Here is a 17357-nt window from a genome sequence, read left to right on the forward strand (position 1 = left end):
ACGAGAAGAAATGGGCTGATGCCGCAGATGAACGCAGGACGCCGTACCAGGCTCAACCAGATGCCCGAGTGGATCGCACTGGGCAAGCACCGGGAGCAGTTGGGCGACACCCACCTGCGGGAGCTGTTCGCCGCCGAGCCCGGCCGGGGCACGGCGTACACCCTGCAGGTCGGCGATCTCCACCTCGACTACTCCAAGCACCTGGTGACCGACGAGACCCTCGCGCTGCTGCGTGAGCTGGCCGCGGCCACCGACGTCGCGGGGCTGCGGGACGCCATGTTCCGCGGCGAGAAGATCAACACCACCGAGGACCGCGCCGTGCTGCACACCGCGCTGCGCGCCCCGCGGGACGCCGTGATCGAGGTCGACGGCGAGAACGTGGTGCCCGGCGTGCACGAGGTCCTCGACAAGATGGCCGCGTTCTCGGACAAGGTCCGCTCGGGGGAGTGGACCGGCCACACCGGCAAGCGCATCAAGAACGTCGTCAACATCGGCATCGGCGGCTCCGACCTCGGCCCGGCGATGGCGTACGAGGCCCTGCGGTCGTTCACCGACCGGGAGTTGACGGTCCGCTTCGTCTCCAACGTGGACGGCGCCGACCTGCACGAGGCGGTCCGTGACCTGGACGCGGCCGAGACGCTGTTCATCATCGCGTCCAAGACGTTCACCACCATCGAGACCATCACCAACGCCACCTCGGCGCGCGACTGGCTGCTCACCGAGCTGAAGGCCGGTCAGGACGCCGTCGCCCGGCACTTCGTGGCCCTGTCGACCAACGCCGACAAGGTCGCCGAGTTCGGCATCGACACGGCCAACATGTTCGGCTTCTGGGACTGGGTCGGCGGCCGGTACTCCTTCGACTCGGCCATCGGGCTCTCCCTGATGATCGCCGTCGGCCCGGAGCGCTTCCGCGAGATGCTGGCCGGCTTCCACCTCGTGGACGAGCACTTCCGCACGGCGCCCGCCGAGTCCAACGTGCCGTTGCTGATGGGCCTGTTGGGCGTCTGGTACGGAGCGTTCTTCGACGCCCAGTCGCACGCGGTGCTGCCGTACTCGCACTACCTGTCGAAGTTCACCGCCTACCTCCAGCAGCTGGACATGGAGTCCAACGGCAAGTCGGTGGACCGCGACGGCAACCGGGTCGACTGGCAGACCGGGCCCGTGGTGTGGGGCACCCCGGGCACCAACGGGCAGCACGCGTACTACCAGTTGATCCACCAGGGCACCAAGGTCATCCCCGCCGACTTCATCGGCTTCGCCGAGCCGGTCGCCGACCTGGAGCCGGGCCTGGTCGCCCAGCACGACCTGCTGATGGCCAACTTCTTCGCCCAGACCCAGGCCCTCGCCTTCGGCAAGACGCCCGACGAGGTCCGGGCCGAGGGCGTCGCCGAGGAGCTGGTGCCGCACAAGACGTTCCAGGGCAACCACCCCACCACCACGATCCTGGCCAAGGAGCTGACGCCGTCCGTCCTCGGCCAGCTCATCGCGCTCTACGAGCACAAGGTGTTCGTGCAGGGCGCCATCTGGAACATCGACTCCTTCGACCAGTGGGGCGTCGAGCTCGGCAAGGTCCTCGCCAAGCGCGTCGAGCCGGCCCTGACCGAGGGCGCCGACGTGCCGGGCCTGGACGCCTCCAGCACGGCGCTGGTCGCCAAGTACCGCGCGCTGCGCGGGCGTTGAGCCGCCGGGGGCGCGGCGCGCCCGCATGACGAAGCGGCCCGGTCCACCCCCGAGGGGGCGGGCCGGGCCGCTTCGCGTGCGCGTCAGGCGGAGGCCGCGGGATACAGCGAGCGCGGCAGCTCGGAGGCGGCCGCCGCGTCCAGGAGCCACAGCGTGCGGGCCCGCCCGTAGGCGCCCGCCGCCGGGGCCTGTATCTCGCCCGCGCCGGACAGGGCCAACTTCGCCGCGTGCGCCTTGTCCTCACCGGCCGCGAGCAGCCAGACCTCGCGCGCCGCCCGGATCGCCGGGAGGGTGAGCGAGATCCGGGTGGGCGGCGGCTTCGGAGCGCCGTGCACCCCGACGACCGTCCGCTCGGTCTCCCGCACCGCGGGCAACTCCGGGAACAGCGACGCCACATGGGTGTCCGGGCCGACGCCCAGCATCAGCACGTCGAACGTCGGCACCGGGCCGTGGTCCTCGGGACCGGCCGCCTCGGCGAGCTCCGCCGCGTAGGCGGCGGCCGCCGCGTCCGCGTCGTTGCCGTACGCGCCGCCGGAAACGGGCATGGCGTGCACCCGCTCGGGATCCAGCGGCACGGCGTCGAGCAGCGCCTCACGGGCCTGGGTGTCGTTCCGCTCGGCGTCGCCCTCGGGCAGGAACCGCTCGTCGCCCCACCACAGGTCGAGCCGCGACCAGTCGATCGCGTCCCGGGCCGGGGAGGAGGCCAGCGCCGCCAGCAGCCCGTTGCCGTTGCGGCCACCGGTGAGCACCACGGACGCGGTGCCGCGGGCGGCCTGCGCGTCCACCACCCGGGTGATCAGACGCGCCGCCGCGGCCTCGGCCATCAGCGCCTTGTCCCGGTGGACGACGAGTTGCGGCGTGCTCACTTGGCCGCTGCCTTCTTGGCCGGGGCCGCCTTCTTCGCGGGCGCCGCCTTGGTGTCGGCCGCGGAGCCGGCACCGTTCTGGGCGCCGGCGGCCGAGGCGGACTTCTCCTCGACGCCCGAACCCAGCTTGTCCACGCCGTACTTGAGCGCGGAGGCGTAGGTGTCGTCCGGGTCGAGACGGCGCAGTTCCTCCGCGATGAGCTCGGCGGTCTCGCGCCGCTTGAGTGCCACCGCGCGGTCCGGCTGGCCCTGCACCGAGAGGGTGGCGAGCGAACCGTCCGCACGGTCGAGGACGATCGGGCCGCCGTCCGTCTCCATGCGGACCGCGGTCAGACCCGGGCCCGCCGACAGGGTGCGCTTGACCGGCACGTCGAGCCGGTCGGCGAGCCACATGCCGAGCAGTTCGCAGCTCGGGTTGAACTCCTCGCCCTCCACCTCGACCCCGGTCACCTTGCAGGCGATCTGGTCGAGGGCCGCGGCCAGCATCGAACGCCAGGGCGTGATGCGGGTCCACGACAGGTCGGTGTCGCCGGGGGTGTACGCCTCGGCGCGCGCGGTCAGCTCCTGGATGGGCTGCTCGGCCGCGTAGGTGTCGGTCACCCGGCGCTGGGCGAGCGCGCCCAGCGGGTCCTGCGCCGGGTCGGTCGGCGCGTTCACCGGCCACCAGACGACGACCGGCGCGTCCGGGAGCAGCAGCGGCAGCACCACCGACTGGGCGTGGTTGAGCACCTCGCCGTACAGCCGCAGGATCACCGTCTCGCCGGTGCCCGCGTCCGCGCCGACCCGCACCTCGGCGTCCAGGCGCGAACTCGTGCGGTCACGGGGCGAGCGCGAGACGCGCTTGATGACGACCAGGGTGCGCGAGGGGTGCTCGCGCGAGGCGTCGCCCGCGGCGCGCAGGGCGTCGTAGGCGTTCTCCTCGTCGGTGACGATGACGAGGGTGAGCACCATGCCGACGGCCGGGGTGCCGACCGCGCGACGGCCCTGTACGAGGGCCTTGTTGATCTTGCTGGCCGTGGTGTCCGTAAGGTCGATCTTCATGGCCGACGCCAGCTCCGTCCGTCTCGTGCGAGCATTTCGTCCGCCTCGTCCGGACCCCAGGTCCCCGAGGGGTACTGGGCGGGCTTGCCGTGCTTGTCCCAGTACTGCTCGATCGGGTCGAGGATCTTCCAGGACAGCTCGACCTCCTCCACGCGCGGGAAGAGGTTGGAGTCGCCGAGGAGCACATCGAGGATGAGGCGCTCGTAGGCCTCGGGGCTCGACTCCGTGAAGGACTCGCCGTAGGCGAAGTCCATGGAGACGTCCCGGACCTCCATCGAGGTGCCGGGCACCTTGGAGCCGAAGCGCACGGTGACGCCCTCGTCCGGCTGCACCCGGATGACCAGGGCGTTCTGGCCCAGCTCCTCCGTGGCGGTGTGGTCGAAGGGGGAGTGCGGGGCGCGCTGGAAGACCACCGCGATCTCGGTCACGCGCCGGCCGAGGCGCTTGCCGGTGCGCAGATAGAACGGGACGCCCGCCCAGCGGCGGTTGTCGATCTGCAGCTTGATCGCGGCGTAGGTGTCGGTCTTCGACTTGGGGTCGATGCCGTCTTCCTGGAGGTAGCCGACGGCCTTCTCGCCGCCCTGCCACCCGGCCGCGTACTGGCCGCGCACCGTGTCCTTGCCGAGGTCCTTGGGCAGCCGCACGGCGCCGAGCACCTTGGTCTTCTCCGCCGCCAGCGCGTCCGCGTCGAAGGAGGCGGGCTCCTCCATGGCGGTCAGCGCCAGCAGTTGGAGCAGGTGGTTCTGGATGACGTCACGGGCCGCGCCGATGCCGTCGTAGTAGCCGGCCCGGCCGCCGATGCCGATGTCCTCGGCCATCGTGATCTGCACATGGTCGACGTAGGAGCGGTTCCACAGCGGCTCGAACATGGTGTTCGCGAACCGCAGGGCCAGGATGTTCTGAACGGTCTCCTTGCCCAGGTAGTGGTCGATCCGGAAGACCTCGTTGGGCGGGAAGACCTCGTGCACGACCTGGTTGAGCTCCTCGGCGGAGACCAGGTCGTGGCCGAACGGCTTCTCGATGACCGCGCGGCGCCAGGAGCCGTTCTTCTGGTCGGCGAGCCCGTGCTTCTTGAGCTGCTGGACGACCTTGGGGAAGAACTTCGGCGGTACCGACAGGTAGAAGGCGAAGTTGCCGCCCGTGCCCTGCGCCTTGTCGAGCTCCTCGATCGTCGACTTCAGCGTCTCGAACGCCTCGTCGTCGTCGAAGTCGCCCTGTACGAAGCGCATCCCCTGGATGAGCTGCTGCCAGACCTCCTCGCGGAACGGCGTACGCGCGTGCGCCTTGACCGCGTCGTGGACCTCCTGCGCGAAGTCCTCGTCCTGCCATTCGCGGCGGGCGAAGCCGATCAGCGAAAAGCCCGGCGGAAGCAGACCCCGGTTGGCGAGGTCGTACACGGCGGGCATCAACTTTTTACGGGACAAATCGCCCGTGACGCCAAAGATCACCAGGCCCGACGGCCCCGCGATGCGCGGGAGCCGTCGGTCTGCGGCGTCACGCAGCGGATTGCTGCTTGACAAGATCTACGCCTCCGAGGGTGCGAGGCGCTTGAGCTCCGCCTCGGTGGACTTGAGCAGGTCGTTCCAGGCGCCCTCGAACTTCTCGACGCCCTCGTCCTCGAGCAGCTGCACGACCTCGTCGTAGGAGATCCCGAGCTTCTCGACGGCGTCCAGGTCGGCGCGCGCCTGCTCGTAGGTGCCGGTCACCGTGTCGCCGGTGATCTGCCCGTGGTCGGCGGTCGCCTCCAAGGTGGCTTCCGGCATGGTGTTCACCGTGTTCGGGGCGACCAGGTCGTCCACGTACAGGGTGTCCTTGTAGGCCTTGTCCTTGACGCCGGTCGAGGCCCACAGCGGGCGCTGCTTGTTGGCGTGCGCCTTGTCCAGGGCGTTCCAGCGGTCGGAGGAGAAGACCTCCTCGTAGGCCTGGTAGGCCAGGCGCGCGTTGGCCAGACCGGCCTTGCCGCGGGCGGCCTTCGCCTCGTCGGTGCCCAGCGCGTCGATCCGCTTGTCGATCTCGGTGTCCACGCGGGACACGAAGAAGGACGCCACGGAGTGGATCTTCGACAGGTCCAGGCCGCGCTCCTTGGCCTTCTCCAGGCCGGCGAGGTAGGCGTCCATGACCTTGCGGTAGCGCTCCAGCGAGAAGATCAGCGTGACGTTGACGCTGATGCCCAGGCCGATCGTCTCGGTGATCGCCGGCAGGCCGGCCTCGGTCGCCGGGATCTTGATGAGCGTGTTCGGCCGGTCCACCAGCCAGGCCAGCTGCTTGGCCTCGGCCACGGTCGCCCGGGTGTTGTGCGCCAGGCGCGGGTCGACCTCGATGGAGACCCGGCCGTCCTGGCCGTCGGTGGCGTCGAAGACCGGGCGCAGGATGTCGGCGGCGTCCCTCACGTCAGCCGTCGTGATCATGCGGATGGCCTCTTCGACGGTCACCTCGCGGGCCGCCAGGTCGGTCAGCTGGGTGTCGTAGCCGTCACCCTGGCTGATCGCCTTCTGGAAGATGGACGGGTTCGTCGTGACGCCCACCACGTGCGACTGGTCGATCAGCTCGGCCAGGTTGCCGGACGTGATCCGCTTGCGCGACAGGTCGTCGAGCCAGATCGCGACGCCTTCGTCGGAGAGGCGCTTGAGTGCGTCTGTCATGAGAAATGCATCTCCTACTAGTTCGTGTACCGGCGTCAGCGCGCTGCGGCCGCGAGAGATTCCCGGGCCGCCGCCGCCACGTGGTCGGCGGTGAAGCCGAACTCCTGGAACAGCACCTTGCCGTCGGCCGAGGCACCGAAGTGCTCCAGCGAGACGATGCGGCCCGCGTCACCCACGAAGCGGTGCCAGGTCAGACCGATGCCGGCCTCGACCGCGACCCGCGCCCTGACGGACGGCGGAAGCACGCTGTCCCGGTAGGCCTGGTCCTGCTCCTCGAACCACTCCACGCACGGCATCGAGACCACACGGGTCGGGATGCCGGCGGCCTGGAGCTGCTCGCGCGCGCCCACGGCCAGCTGGACCTCGGAGCCGGTGCCGATGAGCACGACCTGCGCGTCGCCGCCTTCGGCGTCCAGGAGCACGTAACCGCCCTTGGCGGCGTCCTCGTTGACGTCGTACGTCGGCACGCCCTGACGGGTCAGCACGAGGCCGTGCGGGGCCCCCTTGCCGTACACCTTCGTGTAGCGCTTGAGGACCTCGCGCCAGGCGATGGCGGTCTCGTTCGCGTCCGCGGGGCGCACGACGTTGAGGCCGGGGATCGCGCGCAGCGAGGCCAGGTGCTCGACCGGCTGGTGGGTCGGGCCGTCCTCGCCGAGGCCGATCGAGTCGTGCGTCCACACGTAGGTGACCGGCAGGTGCATCAGCGCGGACAGCCGCACGGCGTTGCGCATGTAGTCGGAGAACACCAGGAAGGTGCCGCCGTAGATGCGCGTGTGGCCGTGCAGCGCGATGCCGTTCATCTCCGCGGCCATGGAGTGCTCGCGGATGCCGAAGTGCACGGTGCGGCCGTACGGGTCGGCCCCGGGCAGCGGGTTGCCGGCCGGCAGGAACGACGACGTCTTGTCGATGGTCGTGTTGTTCGAGCCGGCGAGGTCGGCGGAGCCGCCCCACAGCTCGGGCATGACCGCGCCGAGCGCCTGCAGGATCTTGCCGGAGGCCGCGCGGGTGGCGACGCCCTTGCCCGTCTCGAAGACCGGCAGGTGCGACTCCCAGCCCTCGGGCAGCTCGCCCGCGTTGATGCGGTCGAACTCGGCGGCGCGCTGCGGGTTGGCGGTGCGCCACGCGGCGAAGGACTTCTCCCACTCGCCCTTGGCCTCACGGCCGCGGTCAAGGGCCCGGCGGGTGTGCGCGAGCACCTCGTCGGCGACCTCGAAGCTCTTCTCCGGGTCGAAGCCGAGGACGCGCTTGGTGGCGGCCACCTCGTCGTCGCCGAGCGCCGAGCCGTGCGCGGCCTCGGTGTTCTGGGCGTTCGGGGCGGGCCAGGCGATGATCGAGCGCATCGCGATGAACGACGGCCGGTCGGTGACCGCCTTGGCGGCCTCGATCGCGTCGTACAGGGCCTCCGGGTCCAGGTCGCCGTCCGGCTTGGGCGCGACGCGCTGGACGTGCCAGCCGTAGGCCTCGTACCGCTTGACGGTGTCCTCGGAGACCGCGGTCTCGGTGTCGCCCTCGATCGAGATGTGGTTGTCGTCCCACAGCAGGATCAGGTTGCCGAGCTTCTGGTGGCCGGCCAGCGAGGACGCCTCGGAGGAGATGCCCTCCTGGAGGCAGCCGTCACCGGCGATCGCGAACACGAAGTGGTCGAACGGGGAGGTGCCGGGGGCCGCCTCCGGGTCGAACAGGCCGCGCTCGTACCGGGCGGCCATCGCCATGCCCACGGCGTTGGCGACACCCTGGCCCAGCGGGCCGGTGGTCGTCTCGACGCCGGTGGTGTGGCCGTACTCCGGGTGGCCGGGGGTCTTGGAGCCCCAGGTCCTGAACGCCTTCAGGTCATCCAGCTCCAGGCCGAAGCCGGCCAGGTACAGCTGGATGTAGAGGGTCAGTGACGAGTGGCCCGCGGACAGGACGAACCGGTCGCGTCCGACCCAGTCGGCGTCCGCCGGGTCGTGGCGCATCACCTTCTGGAAGAGGGTGTACGCGGCCGGGGACAGGCTCATCGCCGTACCGGGATGGCCGTTGCCGACCTTCTGTACGGCATCCGCTGCCAGTACGCGGCCGGTGTCGACGGCCCGCTGGTCCAGCTCGGTCCACTCGAGGTCTGTGGTGGTCGGCTTGGTGCTCACCCTGAGTCAGGGCTCCTCTCCACATGTCGAATCCCGGTGACTGAGGGCGCACCGGGCGCTGTCGAGCCTACCCCTGACGGAACGCTCATTTTTTCGACTGACTGCCCGTTGAGACGGACAGCTCCAGGGTGCCGGGAACCGGTGAAATCCGCCTCCCGGACAACCACTCCCAACACGACCCCACCCCCGGGGACGGCGGCCTATGGGCAACGTCTACAGTGGCGTGGTACGCGCAAGTCTTTACCGGGCCTTCACGTCCGGGAACGGCCCGGATCACCGGGGACTTGCTGGGAATTCTCTGTCAGGGGTGTGCGTGACGGCCGTCGAGTCCCGACCCGCAGGGGTCGTCTTGACTCCCAGCCCGGGGGGCCATCGGCCATTCGGGGCCCGCGTCAAGGCCTTTGTGGCGCTGACCAAGCCACGAATCATCGAACTGCTCCTCATCACCACCATTCCGGTGATGTTCCTTGCCCAGCAGGGCGTGCCCCCGCTGTGGCTGGTCTTCGCGACCACCTTGGGCGGGTACCTCTCCGCGGGCGGCGCAAACGCCCTGAACATGTACATCGACCGCGACATCGACGCGCTGATGGACCGCACGTCCCAGCGTCCCCTGGTGACCGGCATGGTGTCGCCGCGCGAGTGCCTGGTCTTCGGCATCTCCCTCGCCGTCTTCTCGACGCTGTGGTTCGGCCTCCTGGTCAACTGGCTGTCGGCGGCCCTGTCGCTCGGCGCGCTGCTCTTCTACGTCGTCGTGTACACGATGATCCTCAAGCGCCGGACCTCGCAGAACATCGTCTGGGGCGGCATCGCGGGCTGTCTGCCGGTGCTCATCGGCTGGTCCTCGGTGACCAACTCGATGTCCTGGGCGCCGATCATCCTGTTCCTGGTGATGTTCTTCTGGACGCCGCCGCACTACTGGCCGCTGTCCATGAAGGTCAAGGAGGACTACGCGCGGGTCGGTGTGCCGATGCTGCCGGTCGTCGCCTCCAACAAGGTGGTGGCCCGCCAGATCGTCCTCTACAGCTGGGTGATGGTCGCCGTCTCGCTGCTGCTCACGCCGCTCGGCTACACCGGCTGGTTCTACACCGCGGTGGCGCTCGTCTCCGGCGGCTGGTGGCTGTGGGAGGCGCACGCGCTGCATTCGCGCGCCAAGTCCGAGGAGCCCGGCACCAAGCTGAAGGAGATGCGGCTGTTCCACTGGTCCATCACCTACGTCTCGCTGCTCTTCGTGGCCGTCGCGGTGGACCCGTTCCTGCGCTGACCTCGTCGCTCGCACACCGAAGGGGCCAGTGGCGCAAGCCACTGGCCCCTTCGGTCGCTCCCGTGACTACCCGCTAGTAGCATCGCCGCATGGCAGACACCCAGGTTGACGAGAAGCAGGCCGCCCGGGCCGAGAAGCGGGCGGAGCGGCTGGCCCGGCAGATCGGCTCCTTCGCCAAGGAGCACGGCGGCGCCGAGGGCCAGGTCGCGTACATCGGAGAGAAGGGCGCGCGCATCGTGCTCGTCGGCGGGGACGGCGGCTGGGGCGACCTGGTGGCCCCGAGCCACGCCATCGCCGTCAGCGCCGTCGAGAAGTCCGGCATCACCGTGCACGAGGACTTCGACGGCGAGTTCGCGGCCAAGGTCAGGACCGGCCCGTACGAATGGAGCCGCATGGCCGGAATCCAGGTCGGCGGCCCGAAGAACGGCTGAGCGCCGGCCGATCAATACCGATCCGGGGCCCACCCGTTAGGAGGGGTACAAGCGCGTCCACCCCAGGGAGCCCCGGATGATCGACACCCCGACCCTGGTGGACCAGCATTGCCACGGCGTGCTGCGCACCGAACTGGGCCTCGGCACCTTCGAGACGGCGCTCGGCCGCACCGACGCCCTGCCCGCGCCCGGCACCACCTTCTTCGACACCCAGACCGGCTTCGCGGTACGCCGCTGGTGCCCCCCGCTCCTGGGCCTCGAACCGCACTGCCCTCCGGCCCGCTATCTGGCCCGGCGCCGTGAACTGGGCGCCCTGGAGGCGGGCCGGCGCCTGCTGCGGGGCTCCGGGATCGCCACCTATCTGGTGGACACCGGGCTGCCGGGCGATCTGACCGCCCCGCACGAGATCGCCGCGGCCGGCGCGGCCGAGGCCCACGAGATCGTCCGCCTCGAACCCCTCGCCGAGCAGGTCGCCGACACCTCGGGGAGCGTCGAGTCCTTCCTCGCCAACCTCGCCGAGGCCGTGCACACCGCCGCCGCCTCCGCCGTCGCCTTCGCCTCCGCGGCCGCCGGGCGCGCGGGGTTCGATCCGGCGCCGCCGGGCCCGGGGGAGGTGCGCGGCGCGGCCGGGCGGTGGCTGGCCGGACGGTGCAGGCACGGCCGCCTGAGCGATCCCGTCCTGCTGCGCCACCTGCTGTGGAGCGCGGTCGCCACGGGCCGCCCGCTCCAACTGCGGCTGGGCATGGCCGATCCGATGCCGCTGGCCGCGTTCGCGAGCGCGACGGGCGGGCTCGGTACCGACCTGGTGCTGCTGCACGGCTACCCCTACCACCGCCAGACGGCCCACCTGGCCGGCGTCCACCCGCATGTGTACGCCGACGTGGGGCCCGCCCTGGTGCGGACGGGGGCCGGGGCCGCCGCGGTCCTCGCCGAGGTCCTGGAGCTGGCCCCGTTCGGGAAGCTGCTCTATTCGAGCGGCGCGCGCGGGCTTCCCGAACTGCACGTGGTGGGCGCCCGGTTGTTCGGCGAGGCTCTCGGGCGGGTGCTGGGCACCTGGGTGGCCGAGGGCGCGTGGGCACGCGCCGACGCGCAGCGGGTGGCGCGGATGATCGCGGCGGACAACGCGCGCCGCGTCTACGGTCTGTCGGACGCCGGCTAGCGCGGCGGTCCGTCGGGCGCCGGCCGGCGCGGCCCGTCAGGCGTCGGCCAGCGCGGCGTCGGCCCGCACCGGCACCTCCGCGGTGACCGCGGGCCGCTCGCGCAGCGACAGCAGGACGCGCAGCACGGCGATCCACACCAGGCACGAGCCGAGCATGTGCAGGGCGACCAGCACCTCGGGCGTCTTCAGGAAGTACTGGACGTAACCGATCACGCCCTGGGCGAGGAGCACCAGGAACAGGTCACGGGCGCGGGCGCGCGGGCCGGGCGGGGCGTCGACGGCCTTCAGGACGAACCAGACCGCGACCGCCAGCGCCACCACGACCCAGGCGAGGTCCGCGTGCAGCTGGGTGATCATCGTCCAGTCCAGCGGAACGCGCGGCACGTCCTTGGAGTCGCCCGGATGGCGGCCGGCGCCGGTGACGATCGTGCCGACCGCGATCAGCGCGGCGCAGGCGCCCACCAGGAGCCAGGTCAGCTGCACAACCGCCTTGCCCACCAAGGGCCTTGGCGCGCCGTCGCCCTCCTGGGTGCGCTGCCAGGTGACCACCGCGACCGCGATGAGCGCGCTGGAGAGCAGGAAGTGCGCGGCCACCGTGTACGGGTTGAGGCCCACCAGGACGACGATGCCGCCGAGGACCGCGTTGCCCATGACCACCCAGAACTGCACCCAGCCGAGCCGGGTCAGCGGGCGCCGCCAGGGCTTGGCGGAGCGGGCGGCGATGATCGCCCAGCCGACCGCGGCGCACAGCACGTAGGTGAGCATGCGGTTGGTGAACTCGATGGCGCCGCGGAAGCCCATCTCGCTGGTGGCGGTGAGGCTGTCGGCCGTGCACTTGGGCCAGGTGGGGCAGCCGAGCCCGGAGCCGGTGAGCCGGACCGCGCCGCCGGTCACCACGATGGCGACAGCCATGACGAGGGCGGCGAGGGCCGCGCGCCGCACGATCTTCGGGGAGGCGGTCCAACGCTCCGCGATGTAGAGAAGCGGATTGCGCGCCGCTGCGGTCACATCGGCGGGGGTCACTTTCGGCATGGGCCCTATCGTAGGCGCCCGATTGTGCATGTTTTCACGAGGGGGGTGCGCCGGGCCGTACCGGGAGGAACGTCACCGTCCGGCAGGGCGGCGGCTCACTCCCAGCGGAAGAACGTCGCGGCGGCGCCGAGCCCGAGGACGGCCCACACCGCCAGGATCCCGAGGTCGCCCCAGGGCATGGCCGCACCGTGCTGGAGCACCGAGCGCAGCCCGTCGGACAGGGCCGAGATGGGCAGCAGGTCGAGCACGGCCCGCACGCCGCCGGGGAACTTGTCCATCGGCACGATGACGCCGCCGGCCACGAGCAGCAGCAGGAACACCAGGTTGGCCGCGGCCAGCGTCGCCTCGGCCTTGAGGGCGCCCGCCATCAGCAGCCCGAGTCCCGAGAAGGCCGCGGTGCCCAGCACCAGCAGGAGCAGCACCGCGAGCGGGTTGCCGTGCGGGGACCAGCCGAGCGCGAAGGCGATGACCGTGAGCAGGGCGACCTGGAGCACCTCGGTGACGAGCACCGCGAGCGTCTTGGACGTCATCAGGGCCCAGCGCGGCAGCGGCGAGGCGCCGAGCCGCTTGAGCACCCCGTAGCGCCGCTCGAAGCCGGTCGCGATGGCCTGGCCGGTGAAGGCGGTCGACATCACGGCGAGGGCGAGGACGCCGGGCGCGAGGAAGTCGACGGACCGGCCCGCGCCGGTGTCGATGATGTCGACGGTCGAGAACAGCACCAGCAGCAGGCTCGGGATGATCACGGTGAGCAGCAGCTGTTCGCCGTTGCGCAGCAGCATCCGCGTCTCCAGCGCGGTCTGCGCCCCGATCATCCGCCCCAGCGGCGCGGCCCCGGGCTTCGGTGCGTACGTACCGGCGCTCATGCGCGCAGCTCCTTGCCGGTCAGGTCGAGGAAGACGTCCTCAAGGGTGTGGCGCTCGACCGCGATGCCGTCGGGCAGCACGCCGTGCTGGGCGCACCAGGTGGTGACGGTGGCGAGCAGCTGGGGGTCGACGGTGCCGGTGATGCGGTAGGAACCGGGCATCGGTTCGGCCGCGGCGGTCCCGTCGGGCAGCGCCTTGAGGAGGGAGTTGAGGTCGAGGCCGGGGCGGCCGGTGAAGCGCAGGGTGTTCTCGGCGCCGCCCCGGCACAGCTGCTCGGGGGAGCCCTGGGCGACGACCCGGCCGGCGTCCACGATGGCCACGTCGTCGGCGAGCGACTCGGCCTCGTCCATGAAGTGCGTGGTGAGGACCACCGAGACGCCGTCGGCGCGCAGTTCGCGCACCAGCTCCCACGTGGCGCGGCGGGCCTGCGGGTCGAGGCCGGCGGTCGGCTCGTCGAGGAAGACGAGCTCGGGGCGGCCGACGACGGCCATCGCGAGGGCGAGGCGCTGCTGCTGGCCGCCGGAGAGCCTGCGGTAGGTGGTGCGTCCGCAGCCGCCGAGGCCCAGGCGCTCGATGAGGGCGTCCACGTCCAGCGGGTGGGCGTGGAGCTTCGCCATGTGGCGGAGCATCTCCTCGGCGCGGGCGCCGGAGTAGACGCCGCCGGACTGGAGCATCACGCCGATCCGGGGCTTGAGCCGTTCGCCGTCGGCGACGGGGTCGAGGCCGAGGACGCGGACGGTGCCCGCGTCGGGCCTGCGGTAGCCCTCGCACGTCTCGATGGTGGTGGTCTTGCCGGCGCCGTTGGGGCCGAGGACGGCGGTCACGGTGCCCGCGCCGACCGTGAGGTCGAGGCCGTCCACCGCGGTCTTGGCTCCGTACCGTTTGACCAGGCCGGTGACCTCGACGACGGGACGCGACCCGCCGGGCCGCCCCGCGGGGCGGCGGCCGGGAGACGGCAGGGCGGGCTCGCTGTTCATGACCGGCAAGTCTAGGCGGGCGCCGACACCCCTCCGGCGCGGGGGCCCGGGGCCCGCTTCAGTCCGTGCGGGGGCGGTGCGCCGGCAGCCAGCGCTCCGCGTACGCGACGGCGTCGCGGACCGGGAAGAGGCGGCAGACGGCGGCGCCGACCCGGCCGCGCACCACCGTGCCCGCCCCCCGCTCCAGCGCCTCCCGCTCGAAGTCCGCGCCGAGCCGTGCGAAGTCCGCGCTGTCGAGCGCCGTGTCCCGGACCGTGAGCCACCGCCGGCCCCCCGCGGTCCCGGCCGCGAAGGACACGTCGGCCTGCGGCCCCTCGACCCGGTACTCGGCCAGATGGAAGCAGGTGCAGGAGCCGAATCCCGCGCCGAGCAGCAGCACCCGGGCGCCCTCCTCCTCCAGGCGGGCCAGCGGGCTGCGCTCGCCGAGCGCGCAGTCCTGCGGGTGGCCCGCGGTGATGCGCGACGCGCCCGGGCCGACGGCCGCGAAGGACGTCTGCGGATGGGCGCTGCGCCGGGCGCCCGGCCAGGTGCGGACGGTCTCGGGGAGCACGCCGATGCCCCGGGTCGGCGTGGTGAGCGGGTCGTAGGCGGGCATGGCCTCACGGATGGCCGGCCACCACGCCTCGGGGACCGGCGGGTGGCTCCATTCGGCGGGGTCGGAGTTCTCCCCGGAGTGCGCGGGGACCACCAGGGTGCCCGTTTCGCCCAGCGTGTCGAGCAGCGCCTGGACGACCGCGACGGCCCCTCCGCAGACCCAGCCGAGGGATTTCAGGGAGGAGTGCACGAGGACGGTCTCGCCGGGCCGCACGCCGAGCTCGGAAAGATCGGCGGCGAGGGAGGCGCGGGTGCACAAAGGGCCGGTCACCAGGGGTGTGGACATGGTCGGAGAGTGTGCCGCAGGCCCGTTTCCAGGGCCACTCGATTCGGCGCGGACCGATCGATCAAAGATCGTTTCCGCAGGTCACGTTAGGTATACCTAAGTGAGGTACCGCACCGGCCGATGATCGGAACGTGGGTTGTCAGGCCCCGAGGAATTACGCAACAATGGTGTTGTGAAAAACGTCGGCGAGGCTCCCCAGGAGGAACTCGCGACCGGTGAGCGGTCCACCCGCAACCGGGTCGCGCGCTCCATCCTGGACCACGGGCCCTCGACCGTGGCGGACCTCGCCAAGCGCCTCGGCCTCACCCAGGCCGCCGTCCGCCGCCACCTCGACGCCCTCGCATCCGACGGGGTCGTGGCGCCGCGCGACCAGCGCGTGTACGGGGCGCGGACCCGCGGCCGCCCGGCCAAGGTCTTCGCGCTCACCGACTGCGGGCGGGACGCCTTCGAGCAGTCCTACGACAAGCTCGCCGTCGAGGCCCTGCGCTGGATCGAGCAGTCGGCGGGCGGCGGCGCGGCCGGCGAGGAGGCCGTGGCGGCGTTCGCGCGGGCCCGCGTGGAGGCTCAAGCCGGGGCGTACAAGGACGCGATCGAGGCCGTACAGCCTGAAGAACGCACCCAAGCCCTGGCCAGGGCCTTGAGCGCCGACGGGTACGCTGCTACGGCGCGCAGCGCGCCCCAGCCCCAGCGGGGCGAGCAGCTCTGCCAGCACCACTGCCCGGTCGCCCACGCGGCCGAGCGGTACCCGCAGCTGTGCGAGGCGGAGACCGAGTTCTTCTCCCGCCTCCTGGGAACCCATGTGCAGCGCCTGGCGACGATCGCCCACGGCGACGGCGTCTGCACCACGTTCATCCCGCACGGCGCGCCACCACAGACCACACACCAGCAAGCATCTGCAAGCACGGCCGGGAGGAACCCCGCATGACTCTCCCCACGGAGACTGCCCACCCTGAGCTCGATGGCCTGGGCACGTACGAATACGGCTGGGCCGACTCCGACGCGGCCGGAGCCGCTGCCAAGCGCGGTCTCTCCGAGGCTGTCGTCCGCGACATCTCGCAGAAGAAGAACGAGCCCGAGTGGATGCTGAAGCTGCGCCTCAAGGGCCTGCGGCTGTTCGACAAGAAGCCCATGCCGAACTGGGGCTCCGACCTCTCCGGCATCGACTTCGACAACATCAAGTACTTCGTGCGCTCGACCGAGAAGCAGGCGGCGTCCTGGGAGGACCTGCCCTCGGACATCAAGAACACGTACGACAAGCTCGGCATCCCCGAGGCGGAGAAGCAGCGCCTGGTGGCCGGTGTCGCGGCCCAGTACGAGTCCGAGGTCGTCTACCACCAGATCCGTGAGGACCTGGAGGAGCAGGGCGTCATCTTCCTCGACACCGACACCGCCCTGAAGGAGCACCCCGAGCTCTTCCAGGAGTACTTCGGCACCGTCATCCCGGTCGGCGACAACAAGTTCGCGTCGCTGAACACCGCGGTGTGGTCCGGCGGCTCGTTCATCTACGTGCCCAAGGGTGTTCACGTCGACATCCCGCTCCAGGCCTACTTCCGGATCAACACCGAGAACATGGGCCAGTTCGAGCGGACGCTGATCATCGTCGACGAGGACGCCTACGTCCACTACGTCGAGGGCTGCACCGCCCCGATCTACTCCTCGGACTCGCTGCACAGCGCCGTCGTGGAGATCATCGTCAAGAAGGGCGGCCGCTGCCGCTACACGACGATCCAGAACTGGTCGAACAACGTCTACAACCTGGTCACCAAGCGCGCCGTGGCGTACGAGGGCGCGACCATGGAGTGGATCGACGGCAACATCGGTTCCAAGGTCACCATGAAGTACCCGGCCGTCTACCTGATGGGCGAGCACGCCAAGGGCGAGACGCTCTCCATCGCCTTCGCGGGCGAGGGCCAGCACCAGGACGCCGGCTCCAAGATGGTCCACATGGCGCCGAACACCTCCTCCAACATCGTCTCCAAGTCGGTGGCGCGAGGCGGCGGCCGCACCTCCTACCGCGGTCTCGTCGAGATCGGCGAGGGCGCCCACGGCTCCAAGTCGAACGTGCTCTGCGACGCCCTGCTCGTCGACACGATCTCCCGCTCGGACACCTACCCCTATGTGGACGTGCGCGAGGACGACGTCTCCATGGGCCACGAGGCGACCGTCTCCAAGGTCTCCGAGGACCAGCTCTTCTACCTGATGAGCCGCGGTCTGACCGAGTTCGAGGCGATGGCGATGATCGTGCGCGGCTTCGTCGAGCCGATCGCCAAGGAGCTCCCCATGGAGTACGCCCTTGAGCTCAACCGGCTGATCGAGCTGCAGATGGAGGGCTCGGTCGGATAACGACCGTTCCCCGTCCGGCAGTTGAGCAGATTCTGATTCAGGAAGAGAGCACTACGACAG

Annotated in this window: 15 protein-coding genes; 6 read left to right on the plus strand and 9 right to left on the minus strand. The window is 71.0% G+C overall.

The features are described 5' to 3' along the window. The first annotated feature begins 27 nt into the window (after window positions 1-27). Complete coding sequence (gene pgi, locus ACGF3I_RS33330) at window positions 28-1680, plus strand: glucose-6-phosphate isomerase (protein WP_393138775.1); 1653 nt, start codon at window positions 28-30, stop codon at window positions 1678-1680. Window positions 1681-1763: 83 nt separating this feature from the next. On the opposite strand, the gene pgl is transcribed toward pgi, so the two are convergent. From pgl to tkt, 5 genes are read right to left on the minus strand one after another with little or no spacing between them, the layout of a single operon-like run. Beyond that, on the minus strand, window positions 1764-2546 hold the full coding sequence (gene pgl, locus ACGF3I_RS33335; protein WP_393138721.1) for a 6-phosphogluconolactonase: 783 nt from the start codon (window positions 2544-2546) through the stop codon (window positions 1764-1766). Next, window positions 2543-3586, minus strand: coding sequence for a glucose-6-phosphate dehydrogenase assembly protein OpcA (gene opcA, locus ACGF3I_RS33340; protein ID WP_393138723.1), 1044 nt, complete (start codon window positions 3584-3586; stop codon window positions 2543-2545). The genes pgl and opcA overlap by 4 nt, the downstream gene beginning before the upstream one ends. Beyond that, window positions 3583-5106, minus strand: coding sequence for a glucose-6-phosphate dehydrogenase (gene zwf, locus ACGF3I_RS33345; RefSeq protein ID WP_393138725.1), 1524 nt, complete (start codon window positions 5104-5106; stop codon window positions 3583-3585). The genes opcA and zwf overlap by 4 nt, the downstream gene beginning before the upstream one ends. A gap of 3 nt (window positions 5107-5109) precedes the next feature. After that, a complete protein-coding gene (tal, locus tag ACGF3I_RS33350; RefSeq protein ID WP_393138727.1) occupies window positions 5110-6228 on the minus strand; it encodes a transaldolase in 1119 nt (372 codons plus the stop codon). Window positions 6229-6263: 35 nt separating this feature from the next. Next, entirely contained in the window at window positions 6264-8351 is a 2088-nt protein-coding gene (gene tkt, locus ACGF3I_RS33355; RefSeq protein ID WP_393138729.1) for a transketolase, read from the minus strand. A 307-nt stretch (window positions 8352-8658) separates the two neighbouring features. Between tkt and ACGF3I_RS33360 the strand changes: the two genes are divergently transcribed. From ACGF3I_RS33360 to ACGF3I_RS33370, 3 genes are all read left to right on the plus strand, one after another. After that, window positions 8659-9612, plus strand: a complete 954-nt coding sequence (locus ACGF3I_RS33360) for a heme o synthase (RefSeq protein ID WP_393138731.1) — start codon at window positions 8659-8661, stop codon at window positions 9610-9612. Window positions 9613-9701: 89 nt separating this feature from the next. Further along, the gene (locus ACGF3I_RS33365) at window positions 9702-10043 is read left to right on the plus strand and encodes a hypothetical protein (protein ID WP_393138733.1); all 342 of its coding nucleotides are present in this window, start codon (window positions 9702-9704) and stop codon (window positions 10041-10043) included. Window positions 10044-10119: 76 nt separating this feature from the next. Continuing rightward, entirely contained in the window at window positions 10120-11202 is a 1083-nt protein-coding gene (locus ACGF3I_RS33370; protein ID WP_393138735.1) for an amidohydrolase, read from the plus strand. 36 nt (window positions 11203-11238) lie between these two features. Here the strand turns inward: ACGF3I_RS33370 and ACGF3I_RS33375 are convergent, their stop codons facing one another. The 4 genes from ACGF3I_RS33375 to ACGF3I_RS33390 all read right to left on the minus strand — a co-directional run bounded on the left by ACGF3I_RS33375 (window position 11239) and on the right by ACGF3I_RS33390 (window position 14954). After that, window positions 11239-12234, minus strand: coding sequence for a heme A synthase (locus tag ACGF3I_RS33375; protein WP_393138737.1), 996 nt, complete (start codon window positions 12232-12234; stop codon window positions 11239-11241). A gap of 95 nt (window positions 12235-12329) precedes the next feature. After that, window positions 12330-13097: an ABC transporter permease gene (locus ACGF3I_RS33380; protein ID WP_393138739.1), complete on the minus strand. Its 768-nt coding sequence runs from the start codon at window positions 13095-13097 to the stop codon at window positions 12330-12332. Beyond that, window positions 13094-14074: an ABC transporter ATP-binding protein gene (locus tag ACGF3I_RS33385; protein WP_393138742.1), complete on the minus strand. Its 981-nt coding sequence runs from the start codon at window positions 14072-14074 to the stop codon at window positions 13094-13096. The genes ACGF3I_RS33380 and ACGF3I_RS33385 overlap by 4 nt, the downstream gene beginning before the upstream one ends. Window positions 14075-14132: 58 nt before the next feature. Beyond that, window positions 14133-14954 carry an aminoglycoside N(3)-acetyltransferase gene (locus ACGF3I_RS33390; RefSeq protein WP_393138744.1) on the minus strand — a complete coding sequence of 274 codons (822 nt, stop codon included), beginning with the start codon at window positions 14952-14954 and terminating at the stop codon, window positions 14133-14135. A gap of 172 nt (window positions 14955-15126) precedes the next feature. On the opposite strand from ACGF3I_RS33390, the gene ACGF3I_RS33395 reads away from it, so the two are divergent. After that, on the plus strand, window positions 15127-15879 hold the full coding sequence (locus ACGF3I_RS33395) for a helix-turn-helix transcriptional regulator (RefSeq protein WP_393138746.1): 753 nt from the start codon (window positions 15127-15129) through the stop codon (window positions 15877-15879). Next, window positions 15876-17297 carry a Fe-S cluster assembly protein SufB gene (sufB, locus tag ACGF3I_RS33400; RefSeq protein WP_393138748.1) on the plus strand — a complete coding sequence of 474 codons (1422 nt, stop codon included), beginning with the start codon at window positions 15876-15878 and terminating at the stop codon, window positions 17295-17297. The genes ACGF3I_RS33395 and sufB overlap by 4 nt, the downstream gene beginning before the upstream one ends. The last annotated feature ends 60 nt before the right edge of the window (window positions 17298-17357 follow it).

This window comes from Streptomyces sp. NPDC048111 (genome assembly GCF_043202815.1).
GTDB lineage: Bacteria > Actinomycetota > Actinomycetes > Streptomycetales > Streptomycetaceae > Streptomyces.

Coding starts and splice junctions, on each gene's coding strand:
- pgi (WP_393138775.1), top strand. CDS start 28: ATGAACGCAGGACGCCGTACCAGGCTCAACCAGATGCCCGAGTGGATC.
- opcA (WP_393138723.1), bottom strand. CDS start 3,586: ATGAAGATCGACCTTACGGACACCACGGCCAGCAAGATCAACAAGGCC.
- tal (WP_393138727.1), bottom strand. CDS start 6,228: ATGACAGACGCACTCAAGCGCCTCTCCGACGAAGGCGTCGCGATCTGG.
- ACGF3I_RS33365 (WP_393138733.1), top strand. CDS start 9,702: ATGGCAGACACCCAGGTTGACGAGAAGCAGGCCGCCCGGGCCGAGAAG.
- ACGF3I_RS33370 (WP_393138735.1), top strand. CDS start 10,120: ATGATCGACACCCCGACCCTGGTGGACCAGCATTGCCACGGCGTGCTG.
- ACGF3I_RS33375 (WP_393138737.1), bottom strand. CDS start 12,234: ATGCCGAAAGTGACCCCCGCCGATGTGACCGCAGCGGCGCGCAATCCG.
- ACGF3I_RS33380 (WP_393138739.1), bottom strand. CDS start 13,097: ATGAGCGCCGGTACGTACGCACCGAAGCCCGGGGCCGCGCCGCTGGGG.
- ACGF3I_RS33385 (WP_393138742.1), bottom strand. CDS start 14,074: ATGAACAGCGAGCCCGCCCTGCCGTCTCCCGGCCGCCGCCCCGCGGGG.
- ACGF3I_RS33390 (WP_393138744.1), bottom strand. CDS start 14,954: ATGTCCACACCCCTGGTGACCGGCCCTTTGTGCACCCGCGCCTCCCTC.
- sufB (WP_393138748.1), top strand. CDS start 15,876: ATGACTCTCCCCACGGAGACTGCCCACCCTGAGCTCGATGGCCTGGGC.